This window comes from Sphingobacterium paludis, assembly GCF_004364125.1.
Classification (GTDB): Bacteria; Bacteroidota; Bacteroidia; order Sphingobacteriales; family Sphingobacteriaceae; genus Sphingobacterium; species Sphingobacterium paludis.
Map to the genome: position 1 here is coordinate 67347 of NZ_SNZV01000004.1, position 12085 is coordinate 79431.

7 protein-coding genes are annotated in these 12085 nt (G+C 45.6%); 6 read left to right on the plus strand and 1 reads right to left on the minus strand.

The features are described from left to right. The first annotated feature begins 62 nt into the window (after positions 1 to 62). From B0I21_RS08570 to B0I21_RS08595, 6 genes are all read left to right on the plus strand, one after another. Positions 63 to 1496 carry a capsule assembly Wzi family protein gene (locus B0I21_RS08570; protein ID WP_133640068.1) on the plus strand — a complete coding sequence of 478 codons (1434 nt, stop codon included), beginning with the start codon at positions 63 to 65 and terminating at the stop codon, positions 1494 to 1496. Then, entirely contained in the window at positions 1496 to 2200 is a 705-nt protein-coding gene (gene cmk / locus B0I21_RS08575) for a (d)CMP kinase (protein WP_133640069.1), read from the plus strand. Before B0I21_RS08570 ends, cmk begins: the two co-directional genes overlap by 1 nt. An 84-nt stretch (positions 2201 to 2284) precedes the next feature. Further along, positions 2285 to 3667, plus strand: coding sequence for a nucleotide sugar dehydrogenase (locus B0I21_RS08580; protein WP_133640070.1), 1383 nt, complete (start codon positions 2285 to 2287; stop codon positions 3665 to 3667). Between the two features lie 648 nt (positions 3668 to 4315). Then, positions 4316 to 6514 carry an SGNH/GDSL hydrolase family protein gene (locus tag B0I21_RS08585; protein WP_133640071.1) on the plus strand — a complete coding sequence of 733 codons (2199 nt, stop codon included), beginning with the start codon at positions 4316 to 4318 and terminating at the stop codon, positions 6512 to 6514. 259 nt (positions 6515 to 6773) lie between these two features. After that, positions 6774 to 8972 carry a hypothetical protein gene (locus B0I21_RS08590; RefSeq protein WP_133640072.1) on the plus strand — a complete coding sequence of 733 codons (2199 nt, stop codon included), beginning with the start codon at positions 6774 to 6776 and terminating at the stop codon, positions 8970 to 8972. Between the two features lie 134 nt (positions 8973 to 9106). Continuing rightward, positions 9107 to 11695, plus strand: coding sequence for a hypothetical protein (locus tag B0I21_RS08595; RefSeq protein WP_133640073.1), 2589 nt, complete (start codon positions 9107 to 9109; stop codon positions 11693 to 11695). A 122-nt stretch (positions 11696 to 11817) separates the two neighbouring features. On the opposite strand, the gene B0I21_RS08600 is transcribed toward B0I21_RS08595, so the two are convergent. Continuing rightward, the gene (locus B0I21_RS08600) at positions 11818 to 12066 is read right to left on the minus strand and encodes a hypothetical protein (protein WP_133640074.1); all 249 of its coding nucleotides are present in this window, start codon (positions 12064 to 12066) and stop codon (positions 11818 to 11820) included. Positions 12067 to 12085 lie beyond the last annotated feature (19 nt).

Sequence of the window (12085 nt, forward strand, 5' to 3'; positions counted from 1 at the left end):
CAGGCATCAACCTAATCTGGATATGCCAAGAGGATGACGGACATTAAAAACACATTATTTTTATGAAACAGATAGCTTTATCCATTTTATTGATGTTTAGCTTAGCTGCCGCGAGCGCGCAGGATAGTTTTTCAGACTCCTTGCGTATTGAGGTGGGTACGCAAGTGCAGGTTGCGTCTAAGGGATTTCAGCCTTTGTGGGCCAAGGCCAACAGATTCGGCCTAGCGAGTAATGAACAGTTTGATCAACTAACCTGGTTGGAGGCTTCGAACACGCATCGTTTAGGCAGCATGCGTCTGCTTAGCGATACCGCTTCTGCGGTAAAACTAAGCTATGGAGCTACCGTCTTTAACGCGGAGCACTATCGTCGAACGGTACTACAGCAGGGTTATGTACAGTTAACGTACAAAGACTGGTTTATCCGCGGCGGACGGCACCGCGACCTGTGGGACGATCTTGATCCCGACCTCTCCATGGGATCCCTCGGAACGAGCGGTAATGCACTTCCCATTCCGAAAATAACAATCGGTGTTAATGATTTTGTGCGTATTCCTTGGACAAAAGGTGTTTTGGAATTTAAAGGAATGTTGGGGCATGGTTGGTTTGGCGACAACCGGTTTATGGACTCTTGGCTGCACGAAAAATCTTTTTATGGCCGAATTAATTTTGGGAAATGGAAGCCGTATGGAGGCGTGCAGCACTACACAGAGTGGGGAGGGCAGCGGCCAGCAAATGGCATTTCTTTGGATCGCTCCTTTCGTGGATTTTTGGACGTGTTATTTGTCAGCGAATCCAATGACGGTAGTGTACCCGACATTGGTATCAGACCCAATCGTGCGGGAGATCAACGCGGCCTGGCGGAACTGGGATTTTATTTCGATAGTGATAAATTCTCGCTCCACTTTTATAACCAAACACCATTCGAAAGTGGAAAAGGAATCGATATCCGCAATATGGATAGATTGGCAGGCTTAAGGTTGGATAATAAAAATCGGAAACATTGGTTGCAATCTGTCGTGGTCGAATTTATTTATACGAAACAGATGGAAGGGTTTTCCGATGGCGAACGTCAAAGTTTGTACAACAATGGCTCCTATAAGACCGGCTGGGAGTATGAAGGAAAGGTCGTGGGCAACGCGCTGTTAACGAATCGCACCTACGCCAGCGATTATTTACCTATTGAACCATTGGATTGGGTGAATGCCAACAATGAGAGTTCTAATATTATCAACAATAGATTGGTTGGTGGAAATGTTGCCGGGCAATTTAAGCTGTCAGACAGCTGGGCCTTTCGAGCGAAAGTTACGCCAGTGATCAACTACGGATCACGGCAAATGCAATATTTATATGGAGATGGGCAGTTTGAATGCTATTCACTTATGGAAATAAGGCATACTATTGGGCAATGGAAATTGGGCGCTCGCGTTGCAGCAGATTTCGGCCAGCTTTATTCCAACGTTGGAGGTATATTGAGTGTAAATTATGCAATTCGCTAATGGAACAGAACTTTATCATTGCTATCGATGGCTATTCTTCTTGTGGGAAAAGTACCATCGCAAAATCGCTGGCGAGTAAACTTAACTTTTTGTTTGTTGATAGCGGTGCATTGTATCGCGCGGTTACCCTTTTCTTTATCGAGAATGAGCTGGAGACAGCTGATGAAGCAAAGGTTAACGAAGCGCTCGACAGCATAATGTTAGCACAGCTGGCTGATGGGTTGGAAACCCGCACCTTTTTAAACGAAAGAGATGTTTCATCCGTTATTCGTCAAATGCACGTATCTAGCCGGGTCAGTAAAATAAGTGCCTTACGGGAAGTGCGCCATTTTATCGTCAATAAGCTCCAAGAGATCGGTCGTTCACAAAGCATAATTATGGACGGTCGCGATATTGGCACCGTAGTTTTTCCCCATGCCCATCTTAAAATATTTATGAATGCCCGGCCCGATGTTCGTGCCAAACGGCGCTATGCCGAATTGATGGCAAAAGGAGAGAACATTAGTCTATCCGAGATCATGGACAATTTGCTTTTGCGTGATCAGCACGATACCACGCGCGAAGAAAGCCCCTTAGTTCAGGCACATGATGCGTATTATGTGGACACATCTGACTTAACGGAGGACGAAGTGTTGGGCTTGATTGCTGCCCGCTACCGTGAAATCGTCGATAATAGCAAAAGCACAGCCAGTAGGGCAGTGTAGCAGATCGTTTAAAAAGTATTCAGAATTTCGTAAAATATACCTTTTTAGTTTTTCCTGCGCCTAATCTTTGTTACTTTTAGACAAATGAATCGAGTTAAGAAAATCACCTGTATTGGCGCAGGCTACGTTGGCGGACCAACGATGTCCGTTATCGCGCAGAAAAACCCTGACGTGGAAGTAACGGTCGTTGATATGAACCAGGCGCGTATCGCAGCATGGAACAACGACGATTTGAGTCAGCTTCCCATCTACGAGCCCGGTTTGGACGCCGTTGTGGGGGCAGCGAGAGGACGCAACCTCTTTTTCTCGACCGATGTGGATAAAGCGATCCAAGAGGCCGATATGATTTTTATATCGGTTAATACACCCACAAAAACATATGGAAAGGGTAAAGGGCAAGCCGCAGACTTAAAATTTATAGAACTCTGTGCTCGACAAATCGCAGAGGTAGCCAGCACGGATAAAATCGTGGTCGAAAAATCCACATTGCCCGTACGAACGGCCGAGGCATTAAAAAGCATCCTGGATAATACCGGAAACGGCGTGAATTTTCATATTCTGTCCAACCCAGAATTTTTAGCAGAAGGCACCGCTGTATCCGATTTGCACAATCCAGATCGCGTATTGATCGGTGGGGAAAGTGCAGAAGCCATCGAAGCACTGGTGCAAGTGTACGAAGCGTGGGTGCCACGCGAGCGTATTATCACCACAAATCTGTGGTCATCAGAACTCTCGAAATTGGTAGCGAATGCTTTTCTAGCACAGCGCGTGTCTTCCATAAATGCTATCTCCGAACTCTGTGAAGTCACGGGAGCCAATGTCGATGAAGTGTCGCGCGCTATCGGACAAGATTCCCGTATTGGTTCGAAATTCTTAAAGGCATCCGTAGGATTCGGTGGCTCCTGCTTTCAAAAAGATATCCTCAATCTGGTCTATATCGCTCGATCGTACAATCTGTATGAAGTAGCCAACTATTGGGAGCAGGTAATTTTATTGAATGACCATCAGAAAACGCGCTTTGCGGAGAAGATTATCAAGACCATGTACAACACCGTAAATGGAAAAGATATCGCATTTCTTGGTTGGGCATTTAAAAAAGACACAAACGATACCCGTGAATCGGCAGCCATTCATGTAGCAGATCATTTGCTGGACGAGGAAGCTCATGTTATCGTATACGACCCTAAGGTAACCGCAGAGCAGGTGTATCGCGATCTGGACTATCTAGGGACGCGTTCGCCGGAGGACAATCGACGTCTTGTCAAAGTTGTAAATGACCCTTACGAAGCGCTCGATAGCGCACATGCTGTAGCAGTGCTTACGGAGTGGGATGAGTTTAAAACTTACGATTGGGCGAAGGTGAAGGCCGGCATGAAACGTCCGTCGTTTGTTTTTGATGGACGAAAATTACTCAACCGCAAACAGCTCGAAGAGCTCGGTTTTGATTATTATGCCATCGGAGAATAAACGTAATGCGGGAGGCGCTGACCGGCATGAAAAGCGCCCCCCAGCCCCTTAAGATGTTACAAGCGATGCCACCTCCGCTTGATCAATAAGTAGTGCTAAGGCGAACCGCAACCATGCAAATCGGAAATACAGATTTATGGGAGCGCTTTTTTTCGTATAAAACTTTTAATTGGAAGTGTTTTCCAATTGAAAAGCTATTTTCTATACTTTATCTCCAAAATACCAATAATTTCTTCGTTAATAGGCAGCTTTGAGCGTCTCAGCCTGCCTGAAATCCAACATTTCCTCGCTGTCTATACCTAAACTACTTGTTAATGATTACATAGTATAATTTTAACAAGTAGTATTTGTAATTATCTTAAATTTAATATATATTTGGTGTTAGAATTTTAATAATTCTGAATACTTGCTGTGAAAAGTGTAATGTGCATATGACTTTATTGATGTTTCGTTCCAAATATCTTTATCCGTCATTCTTTAGTAAATCTTAATCTATTAATTTTTAATAAAATAATCATTTAAACAAACTTCATTCACTCCGATAGATTCCCATGGAAGGCTCTAACAACAGTTTGTCGTCTGTTCGTCAGTACTATGTAATTAGTATTTACTGATAATAAATAAAATACCTTACTAATAAAAAAAATTATGGCAAAAATTATCTGGTCGAATTCCGGCCACGACAAAGACCTGCAAGATTTAACGCGTTTTATGGGTGAGCTAGACACTGGTTTTGAGGGTGCCAAGCTTGACCAAGACAATTTACATGATAGGCGTTTCTTTGAGATGGATAGCAGTTCACCGTTTATTGGAGGTGAATCATCGGCAGCGGCGTTTCATCTGGCGCCAGGTCCGGAGGGGCAGCTATTTAAGAGCGAGGCATCTGCGGGATGGTACAAGGTAGACGGTATGCTTGTTGAAGCTGCAGAAGGCCGGCGCTTGGCCTGGGGTTGGGCAAGAACAGCTTGGGTTCTGTATGATGTAGATGATCCTGAAGAGGAACCAGGAAATGTTGCAAACCTGAGCGAATGGAACAGCAACGTGACCTACATTTGGGTCAGCACGACTGATCAATTTGTAACAAGTGCGGGTAAATTATGGTGTCTGGCAGCCGATCAGACAGCTACAGGGCTAGACATTCCCGGAGCAAGCCCTAAATGGTTACTCAAGATTAATGGTGCTAGGATCACCAACATTCAAAACAGAAATCCGCAAGAAGCTATTAGTAGCAAGCTATTCACGGATTATGTAAACGGTTCTTGGGCAACGGAGGTCGATCTATCGTCTGGCGCCGTGACCAATGTATATGCATCGTCTAGCGGTACTGTTAACGCAACGATCTCTTTTCTAACTGGGCCAGGACGACAGTATCTGGAAATACCAAATGTTATGGCAGGAGAACAATATGTTATTTTCAGCGCAGTACCTGCTACCGTTCCCGTGTTTATGTATGCCACGGCGGATAACAAAGTGGCTGTGGACGCTAAGGGAAATATCGGTTTAGATACTACCGCGATCGGACTGTTAATAACAGTTCCTGCGGTAGCGAACTTATCCAAGATTTTTGTCAGCGGTGCCAACTTGGCTTCAGGAAGTTTTAAGGTACTTCGGATTACGGGTTACAAGAATGGTGTAGAACAGCGGCTACAGGCGCAGGAGGCATTGGCGCCTATCATCAACAGGGCCAATACCAACATTGTACAGCAGGAAGGCGATATCGCCAACGGAAACTATACGCTGTTTGTCGGCAGAACATTGCCCGACGGCCTGTTGGATGGCGATGAGGCTTACCGCACCACGGATTTCTTCCCGGTCATTGTCGGGAACAGGTATGCGGCAACGCGGTTCAATAATGCTTACGGAGTGATCATGGGCGCATTTACCAACCATTTTTACGACATAAATAAAAATGCGGTGACCGGTGTAATGGTGCAAAACAGTATCGTACCTACCGGAGCAGCCTATATTAGGATAACGTTTACAACAGCGACAGCTGCAGCGTTTACCGCGGCGGAGTATAGCATGGTTTTAAATGCAGCCAACCAAACGACCTATCTGGCATTGGGCGAACGTTTCTTTGCAAATCTTCGCGATTCTTTAGGCACCGGCACGATTCTGAATCACAGCAATTTCGATCAAGGGCTGCGCAGCAGTTGGTATGGCAAAACATTGATGTATATGGGCGATTCCTGGACGCATCAATACAGCGCTATCGACGGCGGTAACTTTGCGCGGAAAATTCAAAAGCGTTATGGTTTTTCGCAGTTGTATAGATGTGCACAAGGCGGACAGACATTTTGTCAACTACAGCAGATCATCACGTTTTCGGCTACGCATCGGTATTTCCCCTTGCCTTCAGAGGCTGCGATAAACGGGGTAGACTGTACCGTGGTGTTCTTGGGGCAAAACAGCCGCGTGGGACACCCTTCCATTCCCGGGTCGGGTGCGCCGATCGGCACGATCGATGATCCAGCATCGTTGGATCCATTAACAAGCAGCATCTATGGCCAAGCTAAATACTATGTCGAGTGGCTGCTCACGAAAAATAATAAGATGCGTATTTTCCTGAGCTCGCCCGGATTCTCGTATGAGAATAGCGGCGCATTCCTGCCGCGCTTGGGTCAAATATCAGCCGCATTAAAAGATGTGGCCGCGTTTTATAGAATAGGGTATATCCCGACTTTTGAGGAAGGCTGGGGAGCATTTAACTATGAGTCTTATCTCAGGAAGAAGGCAGCTCCCGAAGTGAGTGATTGGCTGCACCCGAGTTATACCAGTGCGGAAATCAATGGCACAAACGGCAGCGATCGTATTTATGAAATACACGCAAAATACATGTTCGCCTAGCGTTAAAAAATAGAATCATGCGACCACAGCACCGCGCCTGGTTCAAATGTTGAAATGAAATTGTTTATGAACGTTATTGATCGGCTCTGTACCGTTTGATTGCTAAACCCTTCTTGTGCAACAGCTAAAGGTTGGTTCAAGCTTTTTGGTTTGGCGAAATGGAGATAGATCGCATATAGCCTTTTGTGGTAGGTGCGAGTAGGCAGAAGCAAACAAGTGATTCGAGCTCGATGTCGCTAACTTAATATCTAAAATATATATGGCAAAAATTTTTTGGTCGAACACCGATCACGAGAAGAATCTGCAAGACTTGACGCTCTTTATGAGCCAGGCAGGCAATTGGTCTTCGTATCTACATGAAGCAGAAAACACGACGGATGACAGCGGAGCACGCGAAATGGATGTGCTTTCGCCGTTCGTTGGTGGAGAGTCGTCAGCCGCGGCGACAAACCTGGAGCCTGGTCCAGAAGGGCAGCTATGGAAAACAGAAGCCTCAGCAGGATGGTATGCTGTAAACGGAGAGCTTATTGAAGCAGCCGCAGGTAACCGATGGGCTTGGGGATGGGCAAGAACAGACTGGGCGCTGTATGATATGGACGATTGGGAAGATGAGCCTGCGGGTGTCGCCAACCTCAGCGAATGGAACAGTAGTATCAGCTATACTTGGGTCAGCACCGCAGACCAGTTTGTGACGTTTGGCGGAAAATTGTGGTGTCTAGCAGTCGATCAAACCGCAACCGGTGCAGATGTTCCCGGATCAAGCCCAAAATGGCTATTGAAGGTTGACGCCGAGACGGTGACCAATGTGCAAAACAGAAGTGCACAGGAAGCTATCAGTGCGAAGCTCTTTACGGATTTCACCAACGGTTCTTGGGCAACGGAAGTAGACCTTTCATCAGGCGCTATAACAACCAGCTACGTATCGTCAAGTGGTAACCCGGGAGCAAGTATCTCGTTTTTGCCAGGACCCGCAAGGCAATATTTAGAAATACTAGATGTTACCGCAGGTGAACAATATGTTATTTTCAGTGCCGTACCCGCGAATGTTCCATTGTTTATTTTCGCAACCGCCGATAATAAGGTCGCTGTTAACTCCAGAGAAAACAATGGCGTAGATTCTTCCGCTATTGGTGTGCTAGTGACTGTTCCAGCGGTTGCTAATGTATCGAAGCTTTTTGTCAGCGGCGCCAATCTTGTTCCTGGTAGTTTCAAAGTGCTGCGAATCACTGGATTTAAAAACGGTATTGCACAACGCTTGCAAGCGCAGGAAGCTTTGCTGCCTATTATCAACAAAGCCAATAAAAATATCGTTCGTGAGGAAGGCGATATCGCAAACGGCAACTACACGCTATTTGTAGGTAGAACGCTGGCCAACGGCCTTTTGGATGGTGATGATGCCTACCGTACAACCGACTTCTTTCCCGTCATCGTCGGCAACAGGTACGCGGCCACACGGTTCAATAATGCATATGGTGTGATCATGGGCGCTTTTACGATCCATTTTTATGACATCAATAAGAATCCGGTGACTGGTGTAATGCAGCAAAATACTATCGCACCCGCCGGATCGGCCTATATTAGAATAACGTTCACCAAAGCAACAGCGGCTAATTTTAATGCTACGGAGTACAGCATGGTTTTAAACGCGGCCAACCAAACGGTATATTTAGCATTGGGCGAGCGCTTTTTTGCCAACCTCCGCGATGCGCTGGCTCCGGGGATGGTCGTCAACTTAAATAACGTTGATCAAGGTATGCGCAGCAGCTGGCAGGGGAAAACGTTGATGTACATTGGTGATTCTTGGACACAGCAATATAGCGCTATCGATGGGGGTAACTTCGCAAGAAAAATCCAAAAACGTTTTGGCTTTTCCCAACTATATAGATGTGCGCAGGGCGCACAGTCATTCTGCCAATTGCAGCAGATCATCACATTTTCGGCCACACACCGTTATTTTCCGTTGCCTTCCGAGGCTGCGATAAACGGGGTGGACTGTACCGTTGTGTTTTTAGGACAGAATAGCCGAGTTGCGCATGCCGGGACCCCCGGATCGGGCGCGCCAATCGGCACGATAGACGATCCGGCATCGTTGGATCCACTCACCAGTACCATTTACGGGCAAGCGAAATATTACGTGGAGTGGCTGCTATCTAAAAACAACAAGATGAAGATCTTCCTGAGCTCGCCAGGCTTTTCATTCGAAAGTGGCGGCGCATTCCTGCCGCGCTTGGGTCAGATTTCAAATGCGCTGAAAAATGTCGCTGCATTTTATAGAGTAGGGTACATCCCGACTTTTGAAGAGTGTTGGGGGGCATACAACTATCAATCCTATCTCCGGAAAAAGGCCGAGCCCGAAGTGAGCGACTGGTTGAATCCAAGCTATACCAGTACGGAAATCAACGGTACGAACGGTAGCGATCGTATCTATGAAGTGCACGCAAGGCATTTATTGGCCTAGTCTAATAACGAGAAATGTGATCTTCCTGTAAGATCACATTTTTTGATTAACAGCGAGCTGAAAAAGAGCTGTCGTGGGAAAAGGTATATCCCGTGTAAGGAATACATATAGAATCAATAAACAAAAGAAATAGTATGATGGTTGACAAAAAACAAAAGGACGCTGGGAAAGCGGCCGACGGTATACGCTTTGATCTCGTAGACATAAATCCGGATAGTATCACCAAAGTTGTATATGTTTCTAATGCTAGCCCGGCAGCTAGTGATGCTAATAATGGTCTTACTGCTGGAACGCCCGTATTGACCCTTGCTAAAGCAAGCTCATTACTTGCTGAAGGCGACACGCTTTTGATTGAACGAGGCTCCGTGTTTCGGTACGAAGACGTGACGATAGGCGAAGGATTAAGCTTTCTCCATGTAGATGTATATGGTGCAGGGCCTCCGCCCCAGATGCGGAATTTACATATTGTGCCCACGGCGAGTCTAGCAAAGGTATCTGGTTACGACCATATCTATCGCGTTCGCCATTACTATACCGCAGGCACGCCGGCCAGATCCATTCCCCGTGCTTTTGCCAATGGCAAGCGGCTGGGAGCGACGTGGGCAACAAATGCGCTAACCCAGGCGCAAGCTTTGGCCTATCTGGAAGCTAATCCCGATAACGCCCATTGGTTCGGCTATGTAGATGCTTATGCAGATGGGTATCCGGCAGGAAACTACTATATGTATGTTTCGCTTTCGCTAGCGCCATCCAATTACACCATCGAAATTACCAATGCGGATAGCCAAGTGCTATGGACTGATGTCGACCTGATTGATATTCGAAATATCGATTGGGTAGCGCCCATGTCTAGGGATGGCTTGAACTTTAGAGAAACGCGTGGATATTTTGAAAATATCCGTTCGCATAATTTTTACCACCACGGCATGCTTTTCCGCGCTGGATATTTCTACCGGTGTGAGACACGGACAGAGGAGGGAACAGGCATTTTTTTTCACTATCTCACTTTTGATGCGTCCGAGAACGACCTTATTTGCGAAGAATGTAGAGCAATATCAACTTTGGGTAGCGGCAATGGCTATGACGGGCACATGGACGATGATCCGGAAAACCCTTATCCCTACGCTTCTGCCCGTTTTATAAACTGCTATGCAGAGGGTTTGCTCAGCACAGGTTATTTCTGTAACAATGCAGCGTACACTTACGTTGAAAACCTTACGGTTAGGGACATCAATGGATTTAGTGTTTTGCGAAACGGGGAAATGAAAGGTGTACGCGGAAACATTTTGATGAACACCGAGTCTGGAAGTTTGGCGTTATTTACGGGCGGCGATAATTCAATATTCTTCCTTCTTGATGATATTAAAATCACCGGCACGTCCATCGCAGATGCTATTCCCCTGTTTAATCGTGCTACGGGTACGGCATACGGCGATATTGTGATTAAGAATTCAGAGTTTGTGCTACAAAAACTCGGTTTGCAATCAGGGGTAGGCATTTCCCTGATCTATATACAGGTTCCTATCAACTCGCTGACTATATCGAATACCATCATTGCGACGGAGAGTTTCACAAGTTCAAACATAACAAGCGGCAACTATTCCTCTTGGCTAACCTTTGATCACTGTTATTTGATCGGCTATCAAAATACGGCAAACAGCGCGATAGGAAATAGCGTGATCATTAAATCCTTCGCGGACGTTTATAAGTCGTTTCAGGTGGGCGATTATTTTGAAAACCGACTGTATAACAAAGATGTGTCCATGCTCCGTATTTACAAAGGTGGGGATTTTTATGCAAGAAGTTCTTTTGTCATGTGCAACCCATCATTGGATAGTAATGTGGAGTTAAGATTGCTGACGGGTATAGATAAGATCCAGGGCAATTACGTTTTGGGCGCGGCAGCTCCAAAACATATAACAAATTCCTTTGTCAATGTGCTTTCGTGGATAGATGCGGATAAAAGAACATTTCGGTACAACAACTTCTCATTTGTTGCTGAAAACCTGCTAAATGATCTTATCCAAAGTTTTTGGCGTGTGCCTTTTAATATGACGGCTGTTGTACTTGCCGGAGATAATGGTGCATTGTACCGATTTAATGTTGCCAATGGCGAGTATGTCAAATTGGAAACTGGCCGAACGGTAAATTTCACAACCGTATCTGTCTTCAACAAAACAAATGCAGATTTTCACTTACTGATCGGCACCAGCGCAGGTAACATCGTGAGAGCCGTTAAATCTGCATCCGGCCTTCCGTTAACTTTTGCTGATATTATTTTAACAGGTGTTAATAGGGTCAATAAAATACGACATGTAAGCTTGGCCGATTCTACGACCTATATCAGTATCTTGGCCATTTGCACGAACTACAACCTCATGAGATCCACAGATGCCGGTCTAACCTGGTCATCCGTTGTATTGCCACGTTATGCAAATAATCTACGTCCCAATCTTATTGCCATAGAATACAATAGAAACACGGGTGAGGTTATTATACTCCTTGATGTAGACATCTATGAGCCCAATGCCTTGTATAGTCCGGATGGTGGAATTAATTGGGGTTTGAGGCGAATTGATACAACGTTTAAGCCTACACAGATAGCCTGGAATGAATTTCAAACGTTCGCTCAGTCTCGCAGCGGCTGGTATGTGGGCTCCGATCTAAATTCCTTCGCTTACAGCTATGACGGCATAAGTTGGAAACAATATAGCGTTCGATAGAGAACCTGAAGAAAGGCTCTCTACAAAGTTTAGGCAGCCTTTCTTACGCAAATTATTCTCATGTTGCCGCAGCGGTATCAGTTTCCCAAACGTGTAAATACGCGAAGATATATGAGGAAAGTTTATAGGTACCGACTTCCGATGATTTGCAATTTCCTGTAGAGTTCGGTTTCACCGGTAGCCATCGTCGAGATGTTTGGAGGATTTACTTTATACGTATTGCCATCTTTTGCAATTTGGAAGACTTCCTTAAACTCTTTATCGCCCGTCACAGTGACCGAAATACTATTTTCTTTTTGAACTATTTGAGCGGAATACCATCTTTGAGAGCCGTCTGATCCGGCTAAGGTTAATTGGATTGTCTCTTTCATAAGTAGGTTCATTGATTTG

Excerpts from the sequence above, each read along its gene's own strand:
- B0I21_RS08570 (WP_133640068.1), top strand. The coding sequence starts at position 63 with ATGAAACAGATAGCTTTATCCATTTTATTGATGTTTAGCTTAGCTGCC.
- cmk (WP_133640069.1), top strand. The coding sequence starts at position 1,496 with ATGGAACAGAACTTTATCATTGCTATCGATGGCTATTCTTCTTGTGGG.
- B0I21_RS08580 (WP_133640070.1), top strand. The coding sequence starts at position 2,285 with ATGAATCGAGTTAAGAAAATCACCTGTATTGGCGCAGGCTACGTTGGC.
- B0I21_RS08585 (WP_133640071.1), top strand. The coding sequence starts at position 4,316 with ATGGCAAAAATTATCTGGTCGAATTCCGGCCACGACAAAGACCTGCAA.
- B0I21_RS08590 (WP_133640072.1), top strand. The coding sequence starts at position 6,774 with ATGGCAAAAATTTTTTGGTCGAACACCGATCACGAGAAGAATCTGCAA.
- B0I21_RS08595 (WP_133640073.1), top strand. The coding sequence starts at position 9,107 with ATGATGGTTGACAAAAAACAAAAGGACGCTGGGAAAGCGGCCGACGGT.
- B0I21_RS08600 (WP_133640074.1), bottom strand. The coding sequence starts at position 12,066 with ATGAAAGAGACAATCCAATTAACCTTAGCCGGATCAGACGGCTCTCAA.